Annotated in this window: 24 protein-coding genes and 1 tRNA gene; 12 read left to right on the plus strand and 13 right to left on the minus strand. The window is 68.2% G+C overall.

Features of this window, described 5'->3' with window-relative positions; genetic code table 11:
• Window positions 1–20 precede the first annotated feature (20 nt).
• The 7 genes from hpf to HMH01_RS02945 all read right to left on the minus strand — a co-directional run bounded on the left by hpf (window position 21) and on the right by HMH01_RS02945 (window position 4,476).
• Window positions 21–608: a ribosome hibernation-promoting factor, HPF/YfiA family gene (gene hpf, locus HMH01_RS02915; protein WP_171322298.1), complete on the minus strand. Its 588-nt coding sequence runs from the start codon at window positions 606–608 to the stop codon at window positions 21–23.
• A gap of 221 nt (window positions 609–829) precedes the next feature.
• Window positions 830–1,582 (minus strand): LPS export ABC transporter ATP-binding protein, encoded by a 753-nt coding sequence (lptB, locus tag HMH01_RS02920; RefSeq protein ID WP_343035127.1) that lies wholly within the window; start codon window positions 1,580–1,582, stop codon window positions 830–832.
• Between the two features lie 2 nt (window positions 1,583–1,584).
• Entirely contained in the window at window positions 1,585–2,091 is a 507-nt protein-coding gene (gene lptA, locus HMH01_RS02925) for a lipopolysaccharide transport periplasmic protein LptA (RefSeq protein ID WP_246237260.1), read from the minus strand.
• The gene (locus HMH01_RS02930) at window positions 2,088–2,738 is read right to left on the minus strand and encodes a hypothetical protein (protein ID WP_171322302.1); all 651 of its coding nucleotides are present in this window, start codon (window positions 2,736–2,738) and stop codon (window positions 2,088–2,090) included. The genes lptA and HMH01_RS02930 overlap by 4 nt, the downstream gene beginning before the upstream one ends.
• On the minus strand, window positions 2,731–3,678 hold the full coding sequence (locus HMH01_RS02935) for a KpsF/GutQ family sugar-phosphate isomerase (protein WP_246237261.1): 948 nt from the start codon (window positions 3,676–3,678) through the stop codon (window positions 2,731–2,733). The genes HMH01_RS02930 and HMH01_RS02935 overlap by 8 nt, the downstream gene beginning before the upstream one ends.
• A 39-nt stretch (window positions 3,679–3,717) precedes the next feature.
• Entirely contained in the window at window positions 3,718–4,329 is a 612-nt protein-coding gene (locus tag HMH01_RS02940) for a ribonuclease D (RefSeq protein ID WP_171322306.1), read from the minus strand.
• 60 nt (window positions 4,330–4,389) lie between these two features.
• A tRNA-Leu gene (locus HMH01_RS02945) sits at window positions 4,390–4,476 on the minus strand.
• A 239-nt stretch (window positions 4,477–4,715) separates the two neighbouring features.
• Here HMH01_RS02945 and HMH01_RS02950 point away from each other — a divergent pair.
• On the plus strand, window positions 4,716–5,705 hold the full coding sequence (locus tag HMH01_RS02950) for a complex I NDUFA9 subunit family protein (RefSeq protein WP_171322308.1): 990 nt from the start codon (window positions 4,716–4,718) through the stop codon (window positions 5,703–5,705).
• 3 nt (window positions 5,706–5,708) lie between these two features.
• On the opposite strand, the gene HMH01_RS02955 is transcribed toward HMH01_RS02950, so the two are convergent.
• Complete coding sequence (locus HMH01_RS02955) at window positions 5,709–6,512, minus strand: undecaprenyl-diphosphate phosphatase (RefSeq protein WP_171322310.1); 804 nt, start codon at window positions 6,510–6,512, stop codon at window positions 5,709–5,711.
• Between the two features lie 239 nt (window positions 6,513–6,751).
• Between HMH01_RS02955 and HMH01_RS02960 the strand changes: the two genes are divergently transcribed.
• The 7 genes from HMH01_RS02960 to queG all read left to right on the plus strand — a co-directional run bounded on the left by HMH01_RS02960 (window position 6,752) and on the right by queG (window position 16,977).
• Window positions 6,752–8,197, plus strand: coding sequence for an NAD(P)-dependent oxidoreductase (locus HMH01_RS02960; protein WP_171322312.1), 1,446 nt, complete (start codon window positions 6,752–6,754; stop codon window positions 8,195–8,197).
• Between the two features lie 129 nt (window positions 8,198–8,326).
• Window positions 8,327–8,767, plus strand: coding sequence for a GFA family protein (locus HMH01_RS02965; RefSeq protein ID WP_171322314.1), 441 nt, complete (start codon window positions 8,327–8,329; stop codon window positions 8,765–8,767).
• A 52-nt stretch (window positions 8,768–8,819) separates the two neighbouring features.
• Window positions 8,820–13,355: a glutamate synthase large subunit gene (gltB, locus tag HMH01_RS02970; RefSeq protein ID WP_171322316.1), complete on the plus strand. Its 4,536-nt coding sequence runs from the start codon at window positions 8,820–8,822 to the stop codon at window positions 13,353–13,355.
• Between the two features lie 189 nt (window positions 13,356–13,544).
• On the plus strand, window positions 13,545–14,315 hold the full coding sequence (locus HMH01_RS02975; RefSeq protein ID WP_171322317.1) for a class I SAM-dependent methyltransferase: 771 nt from the start codon (window positions 13,545–13,547) through the stop codon (window positions 14,313–14,315).
• 233 nt (window positions 14,316–14,548) lie between these two features.
• Entirely contained in the window at window positions 14,549–15,196 is a 648-nt protein-coding gene (gene mtgA / locus HMH01_RS02980; RefSeq protein ID WP_246237262.1) for a monofunctional biosynthetic peptidoglycan transglycosylase, read from the plus strand.
• A gap of 70 nt (window positions 15,197–15,266) precedes the next feature.
• Window positions 15,267–15,932: an FtsZ-binding protein FzlA gene (fzlA, locus tag HMH01_RS02985; RefSeq protein WP_171322321.1), complete on the plus strand. Its 666-nt coding sequence runs from the start codon at window positions 15,267–15,269 to the stop codon at window positions 15,930–15,932.
• Window position 15,933: 1 nt separating this feature from the next.
• Window positions 15,934–16,977, plus strand: a complete 1,044-nt coding sequence (queG, locus tag HMH01_RS02990; RefSeq protein WP_171322323.1) for a tRNA epoxyqueuosine(34) reductase QueG — start codon at window positions 15,934–15,936, stop codon at window positions 16,975–16,977.
• Here the strand turns inward: queG and HMH01_RS02995 are convergent.
• Window positions 16,974–17,702, minus strand: coding sequence for a hypothetical protein (locus tag HMH01_RS02995; protein WP_171322325.1), 729 nt, complete (start codon window positions 17,700–17,702; stop codon window positions 16,974–16,976). The genes queG and HMH01_RS02995 overlap by 4 nt on opposite strands.
• Before the next feature lie 63 nt (window positions 17,703–17,765).
• Between HMH01_RS02995 and HMH01_RS03000 the strand changes: the two genes are divergently transcribed.
• Genes HMH01_RS03000 through HMH01_RS03010 form a run of 3 tightly spaced genes read left to right on the plus strand, consistent with a single transcriptional unit; the run spans window position 17,766 to window position 21,487 of the window.
• The gene (locus tag HMH01_RS03000; protein WP_171322327.1) at window positions 17,766–18,644 is read left to right on the plus strand and encodes an SDR family oxidoreductase; all 879 of its coding nucleotides are present in this window, start codon (window positions 17,766–17,768) and stop codon (window positions 18,642–18,644) included.
• Between the two features lie 57 nt (window positions 18,645–18,701).
• Window positions 18,702–20,792: a YjbH domain-containing protein gene (locus HMH01_RS03005; RefSeq protein WP_171322329.1), complete on the plus strand. Its 2,091-nt coding sequence runs from the start codon at window positions 18,702–18,704 to the stop codon at window positions 20,790–20,792.
• Window positions 20,783–21,487 carry a YjbF family lipoprotein gene (locus tag HMH01_RS03010; protein ID WP_171322331.1) on the plus strand — a complete coding sequence of 235 codons (705 nt, stop codon included), beginning with the start codon at window positions 20,783–20,785 and terminating at the stop codon, window positions 21,485–21,487. The genes HMH01_RS03005 and HMH01_RS03010 overlap by 10 nt, the downstream gene beginning before the upstream one ends.
• 62 nt (window positions 21,488–21,549) lie before the next feature.
• Here the strand turns inward: HMH01_RS03010 and HMH01_RS03015 are convergent, their stop codons facing one another.
• The 4 genes from HMH01_RS03015 to HMH01_RS03030 form a co-directional block, all read right to left on the minus strand.
• Window positions 21,550–21,807, minus strand: coding sequence for a hypothetical protein (locus tag HMH01_RS03015; protein WP_171322333.1), 258 nt, complete (start codon window positions 21,805–21,807; stop codon window positions 21,550–21,552).
• A gap of 116 nt (window positions 21,808–21,923) precedes the next feature.
• Window positions 21,924–22,181 carry a hypothetical protein gene (locus HMH01_RS03020; RefSeq protein ID WP_246237263.1) on the minus strand — a complete coding sequence of 86 codons (258 nt, stop codon included), beginning with the start codon at window positions 22,179–22,181 and terminating at the stop codon, window positions 21,924–21,926.
• 144 nt (window positions 22,182–22,325) lie between these two features.
• Window positions 22,326–22,517 (minus strand): hypothetical protein, encoded by a 192-nt coding sequence (locus HMH01_RS03025; protein WP_171322335.1) that lies wholly within the window; start codon window positions 22,515–22,517, stop codon window positions 22,326–22,328.
• A 162-nt stretch (window positions 22,518–22,679) separates the two neighbouring features.
• Window positions 22,680–23,312, minus strand: a complete 633-nt coding sequence (locus HMH01_RS03030) for a L,D-transpeptidase (RefSeq protein WP_246237264.1) — start codon at window positions 23,310–23,312, stop codon at window positions 22,680–22,682.
• Window positions 23,313–23,568: 256 nt separating this feature from the next.
• Between HMH01_RS03030 and dalA the strand changes: the two genes are divergently transcribed.
• Complete coding sequence (dalA, locus tag HMH01_RS03035; RefSeq protein WP_171322337.1) at window positions 23,569–24,120, plus strand: divisome-associated lipoprotein DalA; 552 nt, start codon at window positions 23,569–23,571, stop codon at window positions 24,118–24,120.
• Window positions 24,121–24,126: the final 6 nt, after the last annotated feature.

A 24,126-nucleotide genomic window follows, 5' to 3' on the forward strand; every position in this document is an offset into this window, starting at 1 on the left:
CCCTCCTGCTCGTTTCCGCGTCAGGTGGCTCCGAAGTTCCTCGGATCGACCCAACCGATGTTTCCGTCCTCGCGCTGGTAGACCACGTTGATGCCGCCATGGGCATCGTTGCGGAACACCAGCAGCGGTGCGCCAGCCAGCTCCATCTGCATGACCGCTTCGCCGACGGAAAGGGACTGAACCTTCGTCTCCATCTCGGCAACGATCATGGGCTGAAGCGACTCCGGTTCGGTGTAACCCTCGTCATCCTCCGAACCGCGGTCGAGGATATACGCCGCCGCGCCGAAGGCTTCAATAGGCTCCGCCCGCTTCACATGGTGGTCCTTCAGCCGCCGCTTGTAGCGCCGCAGCTGCTTTTCCATACGCTCCAGCGCCCCTTCGAAACTGTCGTAGATATCGGTCGCCCGCCCCTTGGCCTGAACCGTCAGGCCGGTGGACAGATGCACCGAGGCGTCGCAGAGGAACTCGTGCCGGTCCTTCGAGAAGGTGACGGTCGCCTCGACGGCGCGGCTTGCATATTTGCCGACGCCCTCGGTCAGGCGATCGTTGACGTGTTCGGTCAACGCATCGCCGACATCGATTTGCTTGCCATGGACCTGGATTTGCATTTTCGCTCCCTATTCCAGCCGATCGATCCGCGTTTTCCTCTATCCCGGTCCGAGTTTAGCCCCGGTTACCGGATCCTCAGCCGACACAGGTCAATTCCGGCGCGGAAAATGGCCCGCTGTCCGGCCGCAAGGCGCGGTTGTCGAAGGGGAAGCTATGGTGCGCAGATCGACCATACATCAAAGTTAGGCAGGGATCGGGCGCCGCGCAACGGTTTTGCGCTTCAGATCCGGAAGCCTTCGCCCAGATAGACCCGGCGCACATTGTCGTCCTGCACCACCTGTTGTGGGCTGCCGCTCATCAGTACCGTGCCGTCATGCAAGATGTAGGCGCGGTCCACGATCTCCAGCGTCTCGCGAACGTTATGATCCGTTATGAGTACCCCGATGCCGCGGGTCTTGAGCTGCCGCACAAGGCTGCGGATCTCGCCCACGGCGATCGGATCGACCCCGGCAAAGGGCTCGTCGAGCAGCACGAAGCTTGGCTGGCTGGCCAGGCAGCGCGCGATCTCCACCCGCCGCCGCTCGCCGCCGGACAGCGACACCGCAGGCGCCCGCCGCAGATGGGTGATCGAGAATTCCGCCAGCAGATCCTCGAGCATCCTGTCGCGCTTGGTCCGGTCATGCTCGTGCAGTTCGAGGATCGCGCGGATGTTGCCCTCGACCGACAGCCCGCGAAAGATCGACGCCTCCTGCGGCAGGTAGCCGATGCCCTTGCGCGCGCGCTGGTACATCGGCAGAAGCGTCACGTCCTCGCCATCCAGCAGCACCGTCCCCGCCTCGGGCGTGACCAGGCCGGCGATGGAATAGAAGCAGGTCGTCTTGCCGGCGCCGTTGGGGCCCAGCAGCGCCACCACTTCGCCGCGGAGCACCTTCAGCGTCACGTCGCGCAACACCGGGCGCTTCCTGTAGCTCTTGCCAAGGTTGAACACCTCGAGCCCGCGCCCGCCCTCCTTCAGCGTCAGGCCCTGTTCCACGCTCACGGCTCCCGGCGCGGGTTCAGCACCGTCTGCACCCGGCCCTCCATCCGTGCGGTCCCGGTGGTCAGGTCGATGCGCAGCGCCTGCCCCGCCAGCACGTTCTCGCCCTGGGTCAGCAGCACGTCGCCCGACATGGCGACCTCGCCTGAGCTCACGTCATAGCGCGCCTCCTGCGCCTCGGCCGCCTCGGCGCCATTGGTCAGCAGCACGTTGCCGCGCGCCTCCATGCGCGCCACCTCGCCGCCCTGCGCGCCGCCCTCGGCATAGAAGACGGCGATCCGGTCGGCCTGCATCCGCAGCGTGCCCTGCGCCACCTCGACCGTGCCCTCGAAGATGGCGCTGCCGTCCGACTGGTCCAGCGTCAGGCTGTCGGCCGCGATCTCGACCGGCAGGCTGGAATCGTGCACGAAGCCGCCGAAGGGCAGGGTGGCCTGCGCCAGCGCGGCACCCGGCAGCGCCAGCACCGTCAGAAACACAGCGGTCGCGATACGGCCCATCAGCGTCATTCGCCCTCTCCCATCTCTCCGGGTGTGTAGCGGAGTGTCACGCCCCCGGTAAAGCGCATCAACGCGTCCCCTCGGGCCGCATCCGGGTCCGAGGGCTCGATCACCATGCCGCCCGCCTCGATCCGGCCCGCGGGTCCGGTCACTTCCACGGGGCCGTCGGCGGTCAGCCGCGCCGCCGCGACATCGACCCGCGCGACCGGCGCGCTGGCGTCGTACCCCTCCGAGGTGGTAACCCGCAGGCCATCGTCGAATCGGATCATCCCCGCGCCCATGTCGATGTCGGCCGATGCCGCCTCCAGCGTCACCACCCGCCCGTCCACATAGATCACGCGGCCGGTCAGCGCGCTGACCCGGGCCCGCGTGATCGACAGGTCCTCGGGCGCCACCTGCGCCGCCCGGAAGTCGTACTGGTCACCGCCCAGGCTGACGCCCGACAGCCGCGGGCCGGTCACGATCAGCCCGCTGCGCATGGCCTCCATGTCGGACTCGGTGAAACGCAGCCCGGGCCCCAGATCATCCTGTTGCCGCCAGAAGATCACCGCGCCCAGAAGCGCCAGCGCCACCAGCGGCAGCACGATCTTCAGCCAGCCCACCACCCGCGTGCGCCGCGACGGACGTGCGCGCCGGTCGGGCCCGCCCTCAGCCAAGGCCCGCCCGCAGGCAATCGTGGATATGGATGATGCCGACCGGCTGGTGGCCGTCCTTGGCCACCACGAACAGCGCCGAGATCTTGTCGCGGTTCATCCGCGCCAGCGCCTCGGTGGCCAGCTCGTCCGGCGCGATGGTCTTTGGCCGCGCGGTCATCACCTCGCCGGCGGTGCACTGCATCAGCCGGTGCATGTTGCGCCGCAGGTCACCATCGGTGATCACGCCCACCAGCGTGCCCGCCGAATCGACGACGCCGGTCAGCCCGAAGCCACGCGCGCTGATCGACAGCAGCGCATCCGACATCGGCGCGTCGGGCGCGACCAGCGGCAGCTCTGCCACGCCATGCATCAGGTCCGACACCGTGGACAGAAGCGCGCCCAGCTTGCCGCCGGGGTGGAACTCGCGGAAATTCTGCGGCGTGAAGGCCCGCTGCTCCATCAGCGCCACCGCCAGCGCGTCGCCCAGCGCCAGCGTCATCGTGGTCGATGTGGTCGGCGCCAGCCCGTTCGGGCAGGCCTCTGGCGCGCGGGGCAGGACGATGCCGTGATCGGCCTTTCGGATCAGCGTGCTTTCCGGGTTCGAGGCAATCCCGATCAGCGGGATACCGCGCGCGCGGGTAAAGGCGATCAGGTCCGCAAGCTCGGGCGTCTCGCCCGAATTGGACAGCAGCAGGACCACGTCGTCGCGCGCGATCATGCCCAGGTCGCCATGGCTTGCCTCGGCCGGGTGCACGAACAGCGCCGGCGTGCCGGTCGAGGCCATGGTCGCCGCGATCTTGCGCGCGACATGACCCGACTTGCCCATCCCGCTGACGATCACCCGCCCGGTCGCGCCAAGGATCACCTCGACCGCCCGCGCGAAGGACGCGTCGAGCGATGCTGCCAGCAGCGCCAGCGCGTCCGATTCGGTCCGCAACACGCGGCGGCCGCGTTCGATCATGGCGTCAGGCGTGTGGGCATCCGGGGACATGGGCCAAGCCTAATGCGAGAATATGTCGATTTCCGGCCAGCCGGACAGGTCCAGCGCCGCCCGGTGCGGCAGGAAGTCGAAACAGGCCTGCGCCAGTTCCATCCGCCCCTCGCGGGCCAGCATCTCGTCCAGCTTTTCCTTCAGGCGGTGCAGGTGCAGAACGTCCGACGCGGCATAGTCCAGCTGCGCCCGGGTCAGCGTCTCCGCACCCCAGTCGGAACTTTGCTGCTGCTTCGAGATGTCCACGTCCAGCAACTCCTGCAAGAGCTGCTTCAGCCCGTGGCGATCGGTGAAGGTGCGCACCAGCTTCGAGGCGATCTTGGTGCAATAGACCGGCTGCGCCAGCACGCCGAATCGGTGCTGAAGCACGGCGATGTCGAAGCGCCCGAAATGGAACAGCTTCAGCACCTCCGGATCGGCCAGCAGCCGCTCCAGGTTTGGCGCCCGCTCCTGGCCCTGCGCGATCTGCACCATGTGCGCGTCGCAGTCGCCTGCCGAAAGCTGCACCACGCACAGCCGGTCGCGGTGGGGATTCAGGCCCATCGTCTCGGTGTCGATGGCGACCACCGGCCCCAGGTCGAGCCCGTCCGGCAGATCATTCGCGTGAAGATGGTTGGCCATGCTCGTCCCCGACCTCTGTCCCCGTCTGGCGTCAGCCACGCTGCGGGGCGTCGGGGGTTATGGTGCCCAGGAGAAGACTCGAACTTCCACTTCCGTTAGGAAACTGGCACCTGAAGCCAGCGCGTCTACCAATTCCGCCACCTGGGCAGGTGCCGTCTGTGAGGCGGGTTACTATCTCTGGCCGCAGGGCGTGTCAACGGGCTGTCACAGCTTTTATGCGGCAATTTCCGCCCATCCCGCGACGGGCCGCCACGGCGATTTGACCACCCCCCTCGGGCAGGGCATCGTAACAATGCAACACCGCCCGCGTTTCGGCGCGTGGCCCCGTTGAGCCCCCCGTCGCCACCCGCTAAGGAACCGGCGCAAGGTTGTAGAGAGAGCGTACCATGATCCCCCAGAGTCCCATCGTGACGATCTTCGGCGGTTCCGGCTTCGTTGGACGCTACATCGCACGACGGATGGCCCGGGCGGGATGGCGGGTGCGCGTCGCCGTGCGCCGCCCGAACGAGGCGCTGTTCGTCCGCACCTATGGCGTCGTGGGCCAGGTCGAGCCGGTTCTCGCCAACATCCGCGACGACGCCTCCGTCGCCGCCGCCATCGCGGGGGCGGACGCGGTCGTCTACAGCGTCGGCATCCTCGCCCCCAGCGGCAAGCAGACCTTCGAGGCGGTCCAGGCCGAAGGCGCTGGCCGCGTCGCGCGGCTTGCCGCCGAGGCGGGCGTCACGCGCTTCGTCCACATCTCCGCCATCGGCGCCGACGCGAACAGCCCCAGCCGCTATGCCCGCACCAAGGCCGAGGGAGAGGCGAACGTCCTTGCCCACCAGCCCGACGCGGTGATCCTGCGCCCCTCGATCGTGTTCGGCACCGAGGACCAGTTCTTCAACCGCTTCGCCGCCATGGCCCGGATCAGCCCGGTCATCCCGGTGATCGGCCCCGACACCCGCTTTCAGCCGGTGTTCGTGGACGACATCGCCGCCGCCGCCGAAAAGGCGCTGGTCGAGGGCGTGGCCCCCGGCGTCTATGAGCTGGGCGGCCCCGAGATCGCGACGTTCCGCGGCCTGATGGACCGCATGCTCGGCGTGATCCGCCGCCGCCGGCTGGTGCTGGCGGTTCCCTTCGGCATCGCGAAATTCCAGGGCCGCGTCTTCGACATCCTGTCCAGGGCCAGCGGCGGGCTGATCCCGGCCCCGGTCACCTATGACCAGGTGCTCCTGCTGGAACGTGACAACGTCGTGTCGCCCGATGCGCGCGGCTTCGGCGATCTGGGCCTTTCGCCCACCGCGATGAACTCGGAACTCGCCGATTACCTGACACCCTACCGGCCTTATGGCCAGTATGCGCGGATCACCGACTCGGCCAAGGATCTGCGCGGCTGAGCCTCAGCCGTAGGCGACCGCCAGCAGCACCACGCCCAGCGCCACGCGGTAGACGACGTAGGGCGTGTAGCTGACGCTTTTCAGAAGCCGCATCATCAGGGCCAGCGCGGCCAGCCCCGCGACGAAGGACAGCCCCGCCGCCAGCGCCACCTCGCGCCCCAGCGCCAGGTCGCCGCTGCGCGCCAGTTCGCCCAGGAGCAGCACGCCGGTCATGGCGATGGTCGGCACCGACATCAGCATCGCGATCCGCGCCGCCGCCCCCCGCTCGTATCCGCAGGCCAACCCGCCGCTGATCGCCGCCCCCGACCGCGAGGTGCCGGGGATCAGCGCCAGCGCCTGCCACAGCCCCATGCGCAGCGCGTCCTTCATGGTCCATTCGCGCGCGCTCTTGCCGCTGCCGCCGCGCCGGTCCAGCCACCACAGAAGGATGCCGAAGACGATCATCGCCCAGCCGATCACCGCGACCGAGCGCAGCATCTCGACCAGCCCGGTCAGGTGCAGCACGATGCCGGCCAGCCCGACGGGGATCGTCGCAACGATCAGGCACAGCGCCAGATGCGCCTCGTAGGTGGCCAGCCGCCCGCGCAGGATCTGACCCAGCCCCGTCAGCGCCTGGCCCATCTCGGCGCGGAAATACAGCACCACCGCCGCCAGCGTGCCCAGATGCACCGCGATGTCCAGTTTCAGCTCGTCCGCGCTGCCGCCCATGTAGTCGTGCACCAGCACCAGATGCGCCGAGGATGACACCGGCAGGAACTCGGTCAGTCCCTGGATAAGCGCGAGCATCGCGATCAGCGAATAGGGCATGGGGGAAGGCACCTGTCGAAAAGCCTGCCGCCCCGTGCTATCAGAGCGGCGTCACAGCGGCAATCGCGGAGGATAGGTCCGCAAAGTTACCTAATTTGCCGCATCCGCGAAGAGACCCGACCAGTCTCACGGCGAAAATATTGATAATAGGTCAGTCATACTGACTTTATCGCTCAGGCAAGCTGATGTATGAGGCATCTTCTCGGAAGCTGGTCCAGTGGGACGCAGGGAGGAAAGTCATGGCTCAACAGCGGATGCTTCGGTTCATCGATGTCGCGCGGGACATGCCGGACAAACGTCCGGCCGATGCGCGCCGTGCCGACTTTCACGAGATCTATGCCGAATACGCCGACGCCAAGGCGAAGGAGCAGGCCAGCCGCTGCTCGCAATGCGGCGTGCCCTATTGCCAGACCCATTGCCCGCTGCACAACAACATCCCCGACTGGCTGCGCCTGACCGCCGAGGGCCGCCTTCAGGAGGCCTATGAAATCAGCCAGGCCACCAACACCTTTCCTGAGATCTGCGGCCGCATCTGCCCCCAGGACCGCCTGTGCGAGGGCAACTGCGTGATCGAGCAGTCGGGCCATGGCACCGTAACCATCGGCGCGGTCGAGAAATACATCACCGACACCGCATGGGAAGAAGGCTGGGTCCAGCCGATCCGCCCCGCGCAGGAACGCCCGGAAAGCGTCGGCATCATCGGCGCCGGCCCCGGCGGTCTTGCCGCCGCCGACATGCTGCGCCGGCGCGGATTCCAGGTCACCGTCTATGACCGCTACGACCGCGCAGGCGGGCTGATGACCTATGGCATCCCCGGCTTCAAGCTGGAAAAGGACGTGGTCATGCGCCGCAACGCGCAGCTTGAGGAGGGCGGGATCGAACTGGTCCTGAACTGCAATGTCGGCGAGGACATCTCTTTCGAGGAGATCCGCGAGAAGCATGACGCCGTGCTGATCGCGACCGGCGTCTACAAGTCGCGCGAGCTGGGCGGGCCGGGCGCGGGCCTCAAGGGCATCGTGCGCGCGCTCGATTTCCTGACCGCCTCCAACCGCCGCGGCTTTGGCGACACCGTGCCCGAATTCGAGAGCGGCGAGCTGAACGCCGAAGGCAAGCGCGTCGTCGTGATCGGCGGCGGCGACACCGCCATGGACTGCGTGCGCACCGCCATCCGCGAGGGCGCGACCAGCGTCAAATGCCTGTATCGCCGCGACCGCGCGAACATGCCGGGCAGCCAGCGCGAGGTCGAGAACGCCGAGGAAGAGGGCGTCGAATTCGTCTGGCTGACCGCCCCCAAGGGATTCACCGGGTCCGATCACGTCACCGGCGTGCGCGTGTCGAAGATGCGCCTGGGCGCCCCCGACGCGACCGGGCGCCAGTCCCCCGAGGAGATCGAGGGCGCGGACTACACCGAGGACGCCGACCTGGTGATCAAGGCGCTGGGCTTCGAGCCCGAGGACCTGCCGAAGCTGTGGGGCCAGCCGGGCCTGGAGGTGACGCGCTGGGGCACGATCAAGGCCGATTTCGCCAGCAAGCAGACGTCCATTCCGGGCGTGTTCGCGGTGGGCGACATCGTGCGCGGCGCATCGCTGGTGGTCTGGGCCATCCGCGACGGCCGCGACGCCGCCGAGGCGATCGCCGCGCATATCGATGCGCAGAAGAAGGGCGCCAGCGTGGCGGCGGAGTGAGGCCGCCGCGGCGCGGTATGTTCGGCGTCGGGAACCCGTCTGGAAAGCGTATTGCGACAGAAACGCTCGGCCGGGTGAACGCAGGATTAACGGGTCAGGACGCCTGACCGGAACTGGAGGGCGCGAGCCATGAGCGAGAAGAGCGGGGGATGCCTGTGCGGCGCCGTGCGCTTCACCGCGCGCGACGTGCCCGCCCGGTTCGGGGTCTGCCATTGCCCGATGTGCCGGCGCTGGACCGGCTCTGCCCTGCTGGCGGTGACGCTGCCCGAGCGGAATGTGCGCTGGACCGGCGCCGAGCACATGGCCGAGCGGCAGACCACGTCCTTCGGGCGCCGGGGCTGGTGCCGCGAATGCGGTAGCGGGCTGTGGTTCAAGGTGACCGCCGACAGCCCCTACAAGGGCGAGATCGACCTGCCCATCGGCCTGTTCGACGACCCCGACGGCTTTAACATGGCCAGCGAGATCTACATCGACCACAAGCCCGACAGCTATGATTTTGCCGGCGCGGGCCGGAAGCAGCTGACGCGGGCCGAGTGCGTCGCGATTTTCCCCCGTCTCGACGGGGAATGATACCGTGTCAAACGACCAGCCATCGCCCCAGCCGGGCGAGAAGGAGCGCGCAATGACCAATTTCGACGAAAGCTGGGCCGCCCGCCACGAGGAAGCGCGGAAGACGCTCGCGGAGACCGGGCTCTACCGCGAGGACGACGAACATTCGTCCTGCGGCGTGGGGCTCGTGGTGACGCTGGACGGCAAGCCGCGCCGCCAGGTGGTCGAGGCCGGGATCACCGCGCTGAAGGCGGTCTGGCACCGCGGCGCCGTGGATGCCGACGGCAAGACCGGCGACGGCGCCGGCATCCTGGTGCAGATCCCCCGCGCGTTCTTCCTGGACCAGGTCCGCCGCACCGGCCACGAGCCCGGCGACGAGCTGCTGGCCGTGGGCCAGGTGTTCCTGCCGCGCACCGATTTCGCCGCGCAGGAGACCTGCCGCACCATCGTGGAAACCGAAGTCCTGCGCATGGGCTACACCATCTACGGCTGGCGCCACGTCCCCGTGAAGGTCGAGGTGCTGGGCGAGAAGGCCAACGCCACCCGCCCCGAGATCGAGCAGATCCTGATCGCCAATTCCAAGGGCCTGTCGGAAGAGGCGTTCGAGCGCGAGCTTTACGTCATCCGCCGCCGCATCGAGAAGGCCGCCGCCGCGGCCCAGGTGCCCCAGCTTTACATCTGTTCGCTGTCCTGCCGTTCGATCATCTACAAGGGCATGATGCTGGCCGAGCAGGTCGCCGTGTTCTACCCCGACCTGATGGACGAGCGGTTCGAAAGCGCCTACGCCATCTATCACCAGCGCTATTCCACCAACACCTTTCCGCAGTGGTGGCTGGCCCAGCCGTTCCGCATGCTTGCCCATAACGGCGAGATCAACACCATCCGCGGCAACACCAACTGGATGAAGAGCCACGAGATCCGCATGGCCTCGGACGCGTTCGGCGAGTACCAGGAGGACATCAAGCCGATCATCGCGTCGGGTTCGTCGGATTCGGCCGCGCTGGACGCGGTGTTCGAGGTGATGGTCCGCGCCGGGCGTTCCGCGCCGATGGCCAAGACCATGCTGATCCCCGAGGCCTGGTCCAAGACCGCGACCGCCATGCCGGACGCCTGGGTGGACATGTACAACTATTCCAACGCCGTGATGGAGCCCTGGGACGGGCCCGCGGCGCTGGCCATGACCGACGGCCGCTGGGTCTGCGGCGGGCTGGACCGCAACGGCCTGCGCCCGATGCGCTATGTCGTCACCGGCGACGGGCTGCTGATCGCCGGTTCCGAGGCGGGGATGGTGCCGGTCGAGGAGTCGAGCGTCCGCGAGAAGGGCGCGCTTGGCCCGGGCCAGATGATCGCCGTCGACATGGCGGAGGGCAAACTCTACCACGACACCGAGATCAAGGACCGGCTGGCCGCCAGCCAGCCCTTCGGCGAGTGGATCGCCAAGGTCGTGAACCTGAACCAGACGCTGTCGACCGTGGCCGAGAAGCCGCTTTTCACCGGCAACGAGCTGCGCAAGCGCCAGATCGCCGCCGGCTACTCCATCGAGGAGCTGGAGCAGGTGCTGGCGCCGATGGCAGAGGACGGCAAGGAAATGATCGCCTCGATGGGCGACGACACGCCGCCGGCGGTGCTGTCGCGGATCTACCGCCCGCTGAGCCACTATTTCCGCCAGAACTTCAGCCAGGTGACCAACCCGCCGATCGACAGCCTGCGGGAAAGCCGGGTGATGAGCCTGAAGACCCGTTTCGGCAACCTCAAGAACGTGCTGGACGAAAGCTCCAGCCAGACCGAAATCCTGGTGCTGGAAAGCCCCTTCATCGCCAACCAGGAATTCGCGGAGCTGATCCGCGTGTTCGGCGACCAGGTGGCGGTGATCGACTGCACCTTCCCCGCCGGTGCCGGGCCCGACGCCCTGCGCGAGGGGCTGGAGCGGATCCGCGCCGAGGCCGAGGATGCCGTGCGGTCCGGGGCCGCCCACCTGGTGCTGACCGACGAGCACCAGGGCCCCGACAAGGTGGCGATGCCGATGATCCTTGCGGCCAGCGCGGTGCATTCGTCGCTGACGCGCAAGGGGCTGCGCACCTTCTGTTCGGTGAATGTCCGGTCCGCCGAGTGCATCGACCCGCATTACTTCGCGGTGCTGATCGGCTGCGGTGCGACCACCGTGAACGCCTATCTCGCGCAGGACAGCATCGCGGACCGCGTCGCCCGCGGGCTGATCGACGCCACCCTCGAGGAAGCGATGCAACGCTACCGCGAGGCGATCGACGCGGGGCTGCTGAAGATCATGTCCAAGATGGGCATTTCGGTGATCTCGTCCTATCGCGGCGGCCTCAACTTCGAGGCGGTGGGCCTGTCGCGCGCGATGGTGGCGGAATACTTCCCCGGCATGCACAGCCGCATTTCCGGCGTGGGCCTGCACGGCGTCCAGATGAAGCTGGAGGAAGTGCACGCCCGCGGCTGGCGCGGCGGCAACGACGTGCTGCCGATCGGCGGCTTCTACAAGGCGCGCCGCTCGGGCGAGAAGCACGCCTGGGAAGCGCAGTCCATGCACATGCTGCAATCGGCCTGCGACCGCGCGTCGTATGACCTGTGGAAGCAGTATTCCGCCGCGATGCGGGCGAGCCCGCCGATCCACCTGCGCGACCTCCTGGACTTCAAGCCGGGGCTGAAGCCGATCCCGGTCGAGGAAGTCGAGTCGATCACCGCGATCCGCAAGCGGTTCGTGACGCCCGGCATGTCCTTGGGCGCGCTGTCGCCCGAGGCGCACAAGACGCTGAACGTCGCGATGAACCGGATCGGCGCCAAGTCCGACTCGGGCGAGGGCGGCGAGGATCCGGCGCATTTCCACCCCGAACCCAACGGCGACAACCCGTCGGCCAAGATCAAGCAGGTCGCATCGGGCCGGTTCGGCGTGACCGCCGAATACCTCAACCAGTGCGAGGAGCTGGAAATCAAGGTGGCCCAGGGCGCCAAGCCCGGCGAGGGCGGCCAGCTTCCCGGCATCAAGGTGACGGAACTGATCGCGCGGCTGCGGCATTCGACGCCGGGCGTGACGCTGATCAGCCCGCCGCCGCACCACGACATCTATTCGATCGAGGACCTGGCGCAGCTGATCTACGACCTCAAGCAGATCAACCCGCGCGCCAAGGTCTGCGTCAAGCTGGTCAGCCAGTCCGGCGTCGGCACCATCGCCGCCGGCGTGGCCAAGGCCAAGGCCGACGTGATCCTGATCTCGGGCCACAATGGCGGCACCGGGGCCAGCCCGGCGACCTCGATCAAGTATGCCGGCCTGCCGTGGGAAATGGGCATCACCGAGGCGCACCAGGTGCTTGCGCTGAACAACCTGCGCGACCGGGTGACGCTGCGCACCGATGGCGGCCTGCGCACGGGCCGCGACATCGTGATCGCCGCCATGATGGGCGCCGAGGAATACGGCATCGGCACCGCGGCCCTGATCGCGATGGGCTGCATCATGGTCCGCCAGTGCCAGTCGAACACCTGCCCGGTGGGCGTCTGCACCCAGAAGGAAGAGCTGCGCGCCAAGTTCACCGGCACCGCGGACAAGGTGGTGAACCTGATCACCTTCTATGCGCAGGAGGTGCGCGAGGTGCTGGCCTCGATCGGGGCCCGCTCGCTGGACGAGGTGATCGGCCGCGCCGACCTGCTGACCCAGGTCAGCCGCGGGGCCGCGCATCTGGACGACCTGGACCTGAACCCGCTGCTCATCTCCATCGATGCGGAACAGGAAGTGGTCTATGACCGCAACAAGCCGCGCCAGGACGTGCCCGACACGCTGGACGCCCAGATCGTCGAGGACGCGCAGCCCTTCTTCAAGGATGGCGAGAAGATGCAGCTGTCCTACTCGGTGCAGAACACCCACCGCACCGTGGGCACGCGCGTGTCGAGCCACATCGTCAAGCGCTTCGGGATGCGCAACGCGCTTCAGCCCGATCACCTGACGATCAAGCTGTCGGGCTCGGCCGGCCAGTCGCTGGGCGCCTTTGGCGCGCCGGGTCTGAAGATCGAGGTCCATGGCGACGCCAACGACTATGTCGGCAAGGGCCTGTCGGGCGCGACCGTGGTGGTCCGTCCGGCCCTGGCAAGCCCGCTGAAGGCAGAGGACAACACCATCATCGGCAACACCGTCCTTTACGGTGCGACCGACGGCTACCTGTTCGCCAACGGCCGCGCGGGCGAACGCTTCTGCGTCCGCAACTCCGGCGCGCAGGTGGTGATCGAGGGCTGCGGCTCCAACGGGTGCGAGTACATGACCGGCGGTGTCGCGGTGATCCTGGGGTCGATCGGCGACAATTTCGGCGCCGGCATGACGGGGGGCATGGCCTTCCTCTACGATCCCGAGGGCGAGGCGATGCCGCGGCTGAACGACGACACGATCCTTGCCCAGCCGGTGCGCGCCGCCCATTGGGAAGGCGTGCTGCGCGGGCTGATCGAGCGGCACCTGGCCGAGACCGGAAGCCAGCGCGCGACCGAGATCCTGCGCCACTGGGACCAGGCGCTGCCCGCCTTCGTCCAGATCTGCCCGAAGGAGATGGTCAACCGGCTGGAGCATCCGCTGTCGGACGAGGCCAGGGCGATCCCCGCCGAATAAGGCGCGGCCGTCACGGGTTCGTCACGGGGCTTTCGGGGCCGGGCGGGGGAAACCCTGCCCGGCCCGTTTCGTCCGGCGGGGGGCAGACGCCTTGCCCACGGGTGCCGGCGGCAGTTTTCGACGCATCGGTTTACCGTTTCTTCAGCCCTTGCGCCCGAAATGGACCCGTCACCAGCACAGGGCCAGGACATGCGCGACCCCTACATCTTCAGCCGGATGCACCGCATTCCCGGCTATCTCGATCCCGGCGACGCGCTGATCCTGCGCGCCCTTCTCGGCCATCAGAACGCCAGCGGCTACCGCGGCGGGGCGGCGGAAATCGGCATCTACTACGGCCGCTCCTTCTTCCTGATCGAGCGCCAGCTGCGCACCGACGAACGCGCGCTCGCCATCGACCTGTTCGATGCGGGCGACCAGAAGTCCGGGCGCAAGCGACTGGAATCCTTTACGGAAAGGGCGCGCGACATGGGCTGTGTGCTGTCCGAGGGCCAGGTGATCCGCGCCGACAGCCGGACGCTTGCGCCCGAGGACATCATCGCCCGGATCGGCCGCGTGCGGATGTTCTCGATCGACGGCGGGCACGGGCTTGCCCATGTCCGCGCCGACGCGGATCTTGCCGCCGCCACCCTGTCGCCCGAGGGGGTGATCGTCTTCGACGATTTCTGCAACCCCGAATGGCCCGAGGTGACGGCCGCCATCCTCGATTTCCTGCGCGCCAACTGGGACCGGCTGCGCCCCTTCGCCGTCAGCCAGAAGAAACTCTATATCGCACATACCGGCATCGGCGCCGAGTATGGCGCCGCGCTCGACCGTGCCGAAGGCCTGCGCCGGCTGCCCCGCGCGCCGGTGAACCTGTTCGGCCATACCGCGCTGCGCGTGAGCCACCGGCTCTGGCAGCGCATCGGCTACGAAATCCTCTGCCGCATGGGATTGGGACGGATGAGCGCGATGCTCTATTGACGAAGGCTTCCCTGGTGCGCGCGCGCCGGGTGCTGGTGGGGCGCCTTTCGGCGACGCCGTGGCCCGGCTGCGCGGCCTGACCGTCACACAAAGCGCCAGCGTCGTCGCGCCGGAGCGCGATGAAACCGTTGCGCCCGGGCTGGCGTGATGCCACATGGGGCCTGTTCCGAAGCCCGAAAGCCCCGCCCGATGCCCCAGACCACCGCCTTGCCGGCATGAAGCCCCTGCGCCTGATGCGCCGGCTGCTTCGACGGTCGGCGAAGCCGGTGGCGATCGGGCTTGCGGCCGTTGTGGCGCTTGTCCTGATCCTGCGTTTCGTGCCCCCGGTAACCAATCTCTACCAGCTTTCGGAAAGCTGGCGGCTGGGCGGGATCGAGCGGGACTGGGTCGCGCTGCGCAGCCTGCCGTCGCATGTGCCGCTCAGCGCGGCGGCGGCGGAGGATGCGAATTTCTGCGTGCACTGGGGCTTTGACCTGGACGCGATCCGCACCGCGGTGGCCGGCGGCGCGCGGCGGGGTGCCTCGACCGTCAGCCAGCAGACGGCGAAGAACGTGTTTCTCTGGCAGGACCGGTCCTGGGTCCGCAAGGGGCTGGAGGTGGGTTTCACCGTCCTGATCGAGGCGCTCTGGTCCAAGCGCCGGATCATGGAGGTCTATCTGAACGTGGCCGAATTCGACGAGGGCGTGTTCGGGATCGAGGCCGCCGCCCGGCATTACTACGGCGTTGCGGCCGCCGATCTGAGCCGGGCGCAGGCCGCGCGGCTGATGGCGGTGCTGCCCGACCCAAAGCGCCGCAGCCCCGCCGCCTCGGGCCGGTCGCGCCAGATCGCGCAGGGGGCCGACACGCTGGCGGTGGACGGGCGCGGCTTCTGCCTGCTCTGAGGCTGGCACAATAGCGCCGGCGGCCGCGCACCCCGTTGCAAGAGCCGCGCGCGCAAGGCATTAGAGTGCGATGCGACGCCTTTATCATCAGCCCCTGTCCCCGTTCTGCCGCAAGATCCGCCTGGTTCTTGCCGAGAAGAAGATCGAGGTCGAACTGGTCGAGGAAAAGCCCTGGGAGCGGCGGCTCGACTTCCTGCGGCTGAACCCCAGCGGCAAGGTGCCGGTGCTGCGGATCGACGGGCTGGTGCTGGCCGAAAGCGGGGCGATCTTCGAATATCTCGAGGAGGTCTACCAGACGGCGCAACTGCTGCCCGACACCCCCGCCGAACGCGCCGAGGCGCGCAGGCTGGCGGCGTGGTTCGACGACAAGTTCCACCACGAGGTGACGGTCAACCTGCTTTACGAGCGGGTGAACAAGCGGCTGGCCCGGTCGGGCTATCCCGAAAGCGCCCGGATCAAGGAGGGCGCGAGGAACATCAAGTACCACCTCGACTACATCGGCTGGCTGATGGAGGGGCGGCGCTGGCTTGCGGGCGACCAGCTGTCGATCGCGGATTTCGCGGCGGCAGCCCAGCTGTCCTGTCTCGATTACATCGGCGACGTGGACTGGTCGCGCAGCCCGGCGCTGAAGGAGTGGTACGCCAAGGTGAAGTCGCGCCCGGCCTTCCGGTCCTTGCTGGCCGACCTGATCCCCGGCTTCACGCCGCCGCAGCACTACGCCGACCTGGATTTCTGAGATGAGCCCGGATCCCGCCCGGCTGCGCGACGCCCTGAAGGCGCGGGCAGAGGCGGAGGGCTTCGCCGCCTGCGGCATCTGCCGGCCCGACGCGATCCCGCAGGCGCCCGAACGCCTGCGCGCCTTTCTTGCGGCGGGGCATCATGGCCAGATGGGCTGGATGGCCGAGCGGGCGCACTGGCGCGGCGATCCCGCGGCGCTGTGGCCCGCGGCGCGGTCGGTCATCATGCTGGCCGAGCCCTATACGCCGCCCGGCGATCCGCTGGCGCTGCTCGACCATCCCGAGCGCGGCAATGTGTCGGTCTATGCGCGGGGGCGGGACTATCACGACCTGGTCAAGAAGCGGCTCAAGCGGCTGGGGCGCTGGCTGGTCGAGGAAAGCGGCGCCGAGATCAAGGTCTTCGTGGACACCGCCCCGGTGATGGAAAAGCCGCTGGCGCAGGCGGCGGGGATCGGCTGGCAGGGCAAGCACACGAACCTTCTGTCGCGCCGGCTGGGCAACTGGTTCTTCCTTGGCGCGATCTTCACCACGCTGGAGCTGCCCGTCGATCCGCCCGAGGTGGACCATTGCGGCAGCTGCACCGCCTGCCTGGATGTCTGCCCGACCAAGGCATTCCCGGCGCCCTTCCGGCTGGATGCGCGGCGCTGCATCTCGTACCTCACGATCGAGCATGACGGCCCGGTGGACGAGGAGCTGCGCGCCGGCATCGGCAACCGGATCTATGGCTGCGACGACTGCCTTGCGGTCTGCCCCTGGAACAAGTTCGCGGTTCAGGCGCGCGAGGCCGGCTACTGGGCGCGGGCGGAATTGCAGGCGCCCCGGCTCGACACGCTGGCGGGGCTGTCGGATGCGGATTTCAGGACCGTGTTCAGCGGCTCTCCGATCAAGCGGATCGGGCGCAACCGCTTCATCCGCAACGTGCTATACGCCATCGGCAATTCCGGCCGGCCGGACCTGGCGCAGGCGGCGCGTCCGCATCTGGGCGACCCGGATGCGACGGTGCGCGATGCCGCCGAATGGGCGCTGGCAAGGCTTGGCGCCTAAAGCGCCATGTCCTGCAACGCGGTCTGCGCGGCCAGCGCCTCGGGCGTGCCGGGGGCCTGGCGGATGACGGCGAAGAAGTGATCCGCCGCCTCGTGCAGGGTGCCGCCCGCCTGGGCGAGAAGCCCGCGCTCCAGAAGAATGGCGGGGCTGTCGGGCAGTTCCGCCAGGTCGGATGCCGCCCCTTCCAGATCGCCGGTCAGCCGCCGGGCCTGCGCGCGCAGCAGAAGGGCCGCGGCATCGCCGCCATGGTCGTGCCCGGCATGGTCGTGGTCGAGCGCCGCATCGAGCAGGGGCAGCGCGGCCTGCGGAGCGCCGAGGGCCAGTTCCATCTCGGCCAGTTTCAGCGCCAGCGCGCCGTCCTCGGGCGTCAGCCGGTGCGCGGCCGACAGGGTGTCGCGCGCGAGCGCGTCCGCGCCCAGCCGCCACCAGAGCGCGCCGGCCTCGGCCAGGACGCCGGCGCGGGCTGCCGCCGCCATCCCGGCATTGGGATCCTGGCCAAGCGCGGTCAGGGCGCGGGCCGCCGCCTCGTTCGCGCCAAGCGCCTGAAGGGCCGCCGCCTCGCACAGCCGGGCCGGGGTGCCGCCGCCCGCGATGCGCCAGGCGGCGGCCTGTTCGCGCGCGGCCGCCGGATCCGCCGAAAGCGCCGCGGCGCAGCTTGCCTCGCTGTCGATCTGTGCCATGGCGGGAGTGGCGAGAAACAATAGCAGCAGCGGCAGGCGTCGCATTCCGGACCCATCCTTGTTAGACACATCGGCAGGAACACTAGGCGGGATGCGGGGCGCTGACAAATGACGAAACGACGACTTCTGTGCCTGGGCTTCGGCTATACCGCGCAGGTGCTGGCGCGCGCCCTGCCGCGGGACGCGTGGGACGTGACCGGCACGACGCGCGACCCCGCGGGGCTGGACCGGATCGCCGCCCAAGGCGTGGAGCCGCTGCTCTGGCCGGGCAGCGACCCGGGCCCCGCGCTTTCGCAGGCGACGCATGTGCTGTCATCCGTGCCGCCACGGGAGGCGGGCGATCCTGCCCATGACCTGCTGAGCGCGCATCCGGGCCAGATGCCGCGGCTGGAATGGGTGGGACTTCTGTCCACCACCGGGGTCTATGGCGATCACGGCGGCGACTGGGTGGACGAGGAAACGCCGCTGGTGCCCGCGACCCATCGCGGCGGCCTGCGGGCGGTGCAGAACGACGCCTGGCTGCGGCTGTGGTCGGAACACGGGCTGCCGGTCCACATCTTCCGGCTGGCGGGGATCTACGGGCCGGGGCGGTCGGCGCTGGACCGGCTGCGCGACGGGACGGCGCAGCGCATCGTCAAGCCGGGGCAGGTGTTCAGCCGCATCCATGTCGAGGACATCGTGCAGGTGCTGCTGGCCTCGATCGCGCGGCCGCATCCGGGGCGGGCCTATAACGTGGCCGATGATGAACCGGGGCCGCCGCAGGACGTGATCGAGCATGCGGCGAAGCTGCTGGGCCTGCCGGTGCCGCCCGACATTCCCTTCGACCAGGCGGATCTGTCGCCCATGGCGCGCAGCTTCTATGCCGACAACAAGCGGGTGCGGAACGACCGCATCAAGGCGGAGCTTGGCGTGCGGCTTGCCTATCCCACCTATCGCGATGGCCTTGCGGCCATACTGGCAGCGGAAAGGCAGAGCGGCGGCAACTAGGTCTTGTGTTGCGGGTAACGGTCGTGGAAAACGATTCCAATGCGGGCAGGGGTGACGATGGTGAACAGGTTTCGCGACAGTGTGGCGGTGGCGGCGCTGGCAGCCGCGGCGGCGGTGCCCGCCTCGGCCCAGACCTACAACCTTTACGGGGCGCCCGGCCTGATCGACATGCCGACGGCCGAAAGCCTGCCGGACGCGCAGGTCGGCCTGAGCCTGGGGTTCCTTGGCGAGACGCAGCGCACCGGCGTCGGCTTCCAGATCACGCCGGGGGTGCATGGCACGCTGCGGGTGGGCACGATCCAGGACGACCCGTCGGGCACCGAGCTGTCCTTCGAGGGGTTCGACCTGCAGTTCCGCCTGATCGAGGAAAACGGGATGCTGCCCGCCATCGCGCTGGGCCTGCGGGACTTCCTGGGCGACGGGCCCTACGGGGCGGAGTACCTGGTCGCGACCAAGACCGTCGCGCCCGGGCTGAAGCTGAGCGGCGGGATCGGCTGGGGCCGGCTGGGCAGCTCTGACGGGTTCGACAACCCGATCGGCGGCAATGTCCGGGGCGGGCCGACCACGCCCAGCGGCCAGCCGCAATGGGACAGCTATTTCACCGGCGAGGCGGCTTTCTTCGGCGGGCTTGAGTGGGCGACGCCGGTGGACGGGCTGACGCTGAAGGCGGAATATTCCTCGGACGCCTACGCGCCCGAGGTGGCCGGCGGGTTCGAGCGGGACTCGTCGTTCAACTTCGGCCTGACCTATGCGCCGAACGAGAACGTGCAGCTTTCGGGCTACTATCTTTATGGCTCGACGCTGGGGGTGCAGCTCAGCCTGACCGGCAACCCGTTCGATCCGCAGGCGCCGCAGGATCTGGGCACCGCGCCCGCCCCGGTGCGCGCCCGTCCCGACGATGCGCCGCGCGGCACGGCCTGGGCCCGGAGCACCGAGAACCGCGACCGGATCATAGCCGCCGCCGCCAAGGTGCTGGAGGCGGACGGCATCCTGATCGACCAGGCGCGCATCGCGGGCGACGAGATCGAGATCCATATCGAGAACACGCTGATCCAGCGCGAGCCAAAGGCCATCGGCCGCACCGCGCGGGTGCTGGCGCTGGTGGCGCCGCCCTCGGTCGAGACGTTCCGCATCACGCCCGTGGTGGGCGATCTGCCGGTCAACACCGTCGTGATCCGCCGCAGCGACCTGGAGGCGCAGGTCGATCAGCCCGATGCCGGGATGCTGAGCTGGCAGACCACGGAACTGGAAAACGCCCGCGCCAGCATCCTGGGCGATGACGTGTTCCTCGCCCCCGAGGGGCCGCGGTTCTCGTGGTCGTTCAACCCATCGCTTCCCGTGAACCTGCTCGATACCGATGACGGGTTGCAGCTGGACCTGCTGTTGTCTGCGCAGGCAAGCTACCGGCTGGCGCCCGGCCTGTCGGTCACCGGCGAGGTCAGCCGCTTCCTGGTCGGGACCGATCAGAAGACGGTGTCCACGTCGACCAGCACGCTGCCGCGGGTGCGCTCGGACAGCGATCTCTACTGGTCTGGGCGTGATTTCGACCTGAACCGTCTGACGCTCGACTGGGTGGCGAAGCCGCACGAGGCGATCTATACGCGGCTTAGCGCCGGCCTGCTGGAGCGGATGTTCGCGGGCGTCAGCGGCGAGGTGCTCTATGCGCCCGCCAACAGCGATTTCGCCTATGGCGCGGAACTGAACTACGCCCGCCAGCGCGATTTCGAGGGGGCGTTCGACCTGATCGACTACGACGTGGTGACGGGCCACGGGTCGGTCTACTGGGACACCGGGTTCCGCGGGATCGAGGCGCAGCTCGATGTCGGGCGCTACCTGGCGGGCGATTACGGCGCGACCGTGTCGCTGGCGCGGCGCTTCGCCAATGGCTGGGACGTGCGCGGCTATGCGACCCTGACCGAGGTCGGTTTCGACGAATATGGCGATGGCAGCTTCACCAAGGGCTTCGAGGTGACGATCCCGCTGGGCTGGACGCTGCCCTTCGAGACGAAGTCCGAATCGCGGGTGGAACTGTTGCAGGTCGACGGTGACGGGGGCGCGCGGCTCGATATCCGCGGGCGGCTCTACGACCGGATCCGCGATCTCGACCGTCGCTCGCTCGAGGATGGGTGGAGCGCGTTTTGGCAATAAGGCCCGCCCTTCTGGCCGCCCTTCTGGCGGTCGCGCTGGCAGGTTGCAGCAGCGGTGGGCGCAGTCCCGTGCTGGGCGCGGTGATGGACCGGTTCCTGCCCTCGGACGAGGAAGAGACGGCCGCGGCCGGTTCGGCCCCCGCGCCGCAGCTGACGCGCGAGGCGATCCGCGCCGCCGGCACACCGATGGTGCGCGGCCGGCTGGTCGACGAGAATGCCCGCTCGGTCCTGTCGGCGGTGGCGCAGAACGGCAGCTACACCACCTATATCTCGCGCTTCGGGCAGACGCTGACGATCCGGGGCGGCTCGCTCATCACGGCCAGCCGCGGGCTGGGTTATGACCTCTTGTCGGTGGCGACCAGCCCCGCCGACCCGGCGGTGCGCCCGCGCCCGGTGGCGCAGTGGCCGGCCAGCATCACCCGCACCTACCGCTTCCCCGCCGAGGGGCCGGACGGCGACGCGCGCACCGTGACCTGCCGGTTCGTGCCGGGCGAGCCGCGCGAGATCGAGATCGTGGAGATCACCTATTCCGGCACCCAGGTCGAAGAGATCTGCGAGGGCGACGGGCTGTCCTTCACCAACTACCACTTCGCGGAAAGCGAGACCGGCTTCATCCGCCGTTCGCTGCAATGGCTGGGCCCCGATCAGGGCTTGATCGACCTGGAGATCCTGGCCGCCGCGGCGGTGCCGGGCTGACCGGGCTGACCGGACAGGCCGGGATCCGGCCTGTCCGAACTTCGCACCGAGCCAGGCAGGGGTCAGTTCACGATGGGGTCGGTGAGCGGGGCGGTCTGCGGGTTGCCGCCATTCCCGCTGTCGCTCGAGGCGATGGCGATGCCGACCACCACGACGGCCAGCAGCGGGACGATCCAGCCGGCGTTCGAGCCGCCCATCGGCTCTTCCACGACAACGGGCTCTTCCGGGGCGACGAAGACTTCGACGTTGCCGGCGAAGGCAGGGGCAGCGGCGAACAGCACGGCTGCGGTAAGGGCAAGGTTCTTCATATCGATCTCCATCAGGGTGCTACCGCGCAAAGCGTTAAGCATTTTGCGCCACCGATCACCAGGAAATGCGTCCGCATGAAAAAAAGGGCAGGCACTGTTGTGCCTGCCCTTCACCCAAGGTGGGTCGTTTACAGCGGCTGCTCAACAGGGGTGGGGCTGCCGCCGCTGTCGCTCGATGCGATGGCGATGCCGACGACGACGAGGGCCAGCAGCGGGACGACCCAGCCGGCGTTCGAGCCGCCCATCGGCTCTTCCACGACGACGGGCTCTTCCGGGGCGACGAAGACTTCGACGTTGCCGGCGAAGGCAGGAGCAGCGGCGAACAGCACGGCTGCGGTAAGGGCAAGGTTCTTCATTTTGCGTTCTCCATGGATCAGGCGAAACATGACAGCGTCCCGCACGGTTCTTGTGCGATGCCACCAAGAGGCAGCCTTAGCCAATTCGACCCGACAATCACGAGAAAAAGCATTCGGAACAAAAAAAGGCAGGCGCTGTTGCGCCTGCCCTACGATTTCCCGAAGGAAATTTGCTTATTCGGAAACGGCGATCGCGACGCCGGCCACGACGACGGCCAGCAGCGGAACGACCCAGCCGGCGTTCGAGCCGCCCATCGGCTCTTCGACGACGACGGGCTCTTCGGGGGCGACGAACACTTCAACGTTGCCAGCAAAAGCGGGCGCAGCGGCGAAAAGGACCGCGGCGGTCAGGGCGAGTTTCTTCATTTTGGTCTCCTATGGCCAAATTCTAAGCGTGCCCTTGGGGCGGGCGATGCGCGTCAACCGGTACAGCGTCTTGTCTTTTCATTCAACGCACTGCCCGGTGGTGTGATCCAAATCGGCCCGATTGTGCTTTTGCTGCAATAGCGAGCCGGTCCGGACGGGTCCTCAGATGATCAGCACCTGCGTGCCGACCTGCGCCATGCCGAAAAGTTCGGCGATGTGTTCGTTGTACAGGCCGATGCAGCCATTCGACGACTTGCGCCCGATCTTGCGCGTGTCGTTGGTGCCGTGGATCCGGTAGTACTGCCAGCCGAGGTACAGCGCGTGCGTCCCGAGCGGGTTTTCCGGGCCGGGGCCGACATAGGCCGGCAGGCTCGGGTTGCGCTTGAGCATGTTCGGCGTGGGCCGCCAGTCGGGGCCCTCGCGCTTCTGCACGACGCTGGTCTTGCCGGTGCGGGTCAGATCCTCGCTCAGCGGGACCGACACAGGGTAGATCTTGTAGGTGCGCTCGTCCTCGGACCAGTAGTGCAGGGCGCGCGCGTTGATATCCACAAGGATCGCGCCGTTGTCGAGCGTCACGAAATGATCCGACCATTCGCGCGACAGGAAGCCCGAGACGCGGCGCTGCAACCCGGCCTCGCGGATGCCCATGAGCTGAGAGTTGTCGAGTGTCAGGCCGGCGACGGGTTCGTTCGCGGCCTGGCTGACGGTCGCGTAATCGTCCATCAGCGCAGAGGCCTCGCGCGAGCAACCCGCGACGGCCAGACCGGTGCCCGCCCCGAGCACCATGCGGGTCATCTCCCGCCGGGTGAGAAGAGGCTGTGATTTGGTCATGCTTCACCTTCCCGTCTTTTAACGGACTGCAAGGAACTTACCGGATAATCGCGAAGCGGTCCGAAAAGTCCACCTTTCCCGCACGCCCCCCCGGTCACTGCATCGTGATGGCAAGGCTCCGCCGAAGCGGAGCGCAGACCGGGCCGGCGGGTAAACAGCGTTTGAACCGGCGGGAAGATGCCGCTAATCAGGTCAGGCATTGCGAAAGGCAGGGAAAGACATGGTTTCACGCGGCATCCGGGCGTTTCTGGTTCTTCTCGCGGTGGCGGCCTGTACCCCGCCCGAACCCGAGTCGGTGAACGGCATCCGGATCATCCAGGACAGCGAGGTGAACGGGATCCTCACCGCGCATGTGGACGGGGTGAACGCGTTTCGCGGAAGCCGCGGCCTGACCCCGGTGCGCCTGTCCTCGCAGCTGACCGCCGCCGCGGCGACCCATGCCCGCGACATGAGCGTGCAGCGGCGCGCCTGGCATTTCGGATCCGACGGCACCTCGCCACGCGACCGCGCGCTGCGCGCCGGCTTCCAGGGCGAAGTGCTGGGAGAGAACATTTCCGAATCCTTCGACGATGACGTGTCGGTGCTGCAATCCTGGCTGAACGACCCCTTCACCCGCCGGGTGATGGAGGCGCCGGAGGCCGACAGCGTCGGCTTTTCCTTCTACCAGGAGCCCAACGGCAAGCTGTGGTGGGTGCAACTGCTGGGCGATTCGTCCAGCCGGCCCGCGGTCGGGGCCGGGCTTGGCGGCGCGATGTCCGTTCCGGGATCGTGACGCGGT

The organism is Halovulum dunhuangense (assembly GCF_013093415.1).
In the GTDB taxonomy this organism is placed as follows: Bacteria; Pseudomonadota; Alphaproteobacteria; order Rhodobacterales; family Rhodobacteraceae; genus Halovulum; species Halovulum dunhuangense.

What these genes read in the sequence shown, in the direction of transcription:
- hpf (WP_171322298.1), bottom strand. Translation starts at nt 608, where the DNA reads ATGCAAATCCAGGTCCATGGCAAGCAAATCGATGTCGGCGATGCGTTG.
- lptA (WP_246237260.1), bottom strand. Translation starts at nt 2,091, where the DNA reads ATGACGCTGATGGGCCGTATCGCGACCGCTGTGTTTCTGACGGTGCTG.
- HMH01_RS02935 (WP_246237261.1), bottom strand. Translation starts at nt 3,678, where the DNA reads ATGATCGAACGCGGCCGCCGCGTGTTGCGGACCGAATCGGACGCGCTG.
- HMH01_RS02940 (WP_171322306.1), bottom strand. Translation starts at nt 4,329, where the DNA reads ATGGCCAACCATCTTCACGCGAATGATCTGCCGGACGGGCTCGACCTG.
- HMH01_RS02950 (WP_171322308.1), top strand. Translation starts at nt 4,716, where the DNA reads ATGATCCCCCAGAGTCCCATCGTGACGATCTTCGGCGGTTCCGGCTTC.
- HMH01_RS02955 (WP_171322310.1), bottom strand. Translation starts at nt 6,512, where the DNA reads ATGCCCTATTCGCTGATCGCGATGCTCGCGCTTATCCAGGGACTGACC.
- HMH01_RS02960 (WP_171322312.1), top strand. Translation starts at nt 6,752, where the DNA reads ATGGCTCAACAGCGGATGCTTCGGTTCATCGATGTCGCGCGGGACATG.
- HMH01_RS02965 (WP_171322314.1), top strand. Translation starts at nt 8,327, where the DNA reads ATGAGCGAGAAGAGCGGGGGATGCCTGTGCGGCGCCGTGCGCTTCACC.
- gltB (WP_171322316.1), top strand. Translation starts at nt 8,820, where the DNA reads ATGACCAATTTCGACGAAAGCTGGGCCGCCCGCCACGAGGAAGCGCGG.
- HMH01_RS02975 (WP_171322317.1), top strand. Translation starts at nt 13,545, where the DNA reads ATGCGCGACCCCTACATCTTCAGCCGGATGCACCGCATTCCCGGCTAT.
- mtgA (WP_246237262.1), top strand. Translation starts at nt 14,549, where the DNA reads ATGCGCCGGCTGCTTCGACGGTCGGCGAAGCCGGTGGCGATCGGGCTT.
- fzlA (WP_171322321.1), top strand. Translation starts at nt 15,267, where the DNA reads ATGCGACGCCTTTATCATCAGCCCCTGTCCCCGTTCTGCCGCAAGATC.
- queG (WP_171322323.1), top strand. Translation starts at nt 15,934, where the DNA reads ATGAGCCCGGATCCCGCCCGGCTGCGCGACGCCCTGAAGGCGCGGGCA.
- HMH01_RS02995 (WP_171322325.1), bottom strand. Translation starts at nt 17,702, where the DNA reads ATGCGACGCCTGCCGCTGCTGCTATTGTTTCTCGCCACTCCCGCCATG.
- HMH01_RS03000 (WP_171322327.1), top strand. Translation starts at nt 17,766, where the DNA reads ATGACGAAACGACGACTTCTGTGCCTGGGCTTCGGCTATACCGCGCAG.
- HMH01_RS03005 (WP_171322329.1), top strand. Translation starts at nt 18,702, where the DNA reads ATGGTGAACAGGTTTCGCGACAGTGTGGCGGTGGCGGCGCTGGCAGCC.
- HMH01_RS03015 (WP_171322333.1), bottom strand. Translation starts at nt 21,807, where the DNA reads ATGGAGATCGATATGAAGAACCTTGCCCTTACCGCAGCCGTGCTGTTC.
- HMH01_RS03020 (WP_246237263.1), bottom strand. Translation starts at nt 22,181, where the DNA reads ATGTTTCGCCTGATCCATGGAGAACGCAAAATGAAGAACCTTGCCCTT.
- HMH01_RS03025 (WP_171322335.1), bottom strand. Translation starts at nt 22,517, where the DNA reads ATGAAGAAACTCGCCCTGACCGCCGCGGTCCTTTTCGCCGCTGCGCCC.
- HMH01_RS03030 (WP_246237264.1), bottom strand. Translation starts at nt 23,312, where the DNA reads ATGACCCGCATGGTGCTCGGGGCGGGCACCGGTCTGGCCGTCGCGGGT.
- dalA (WP_171322337.1), top strand. Translation starts at nt 23,569, where the DNA reads ATGGTTTCACGCGGCATCCGGGCGTTTCTGGTTCTTCTCGCGGTGGCG.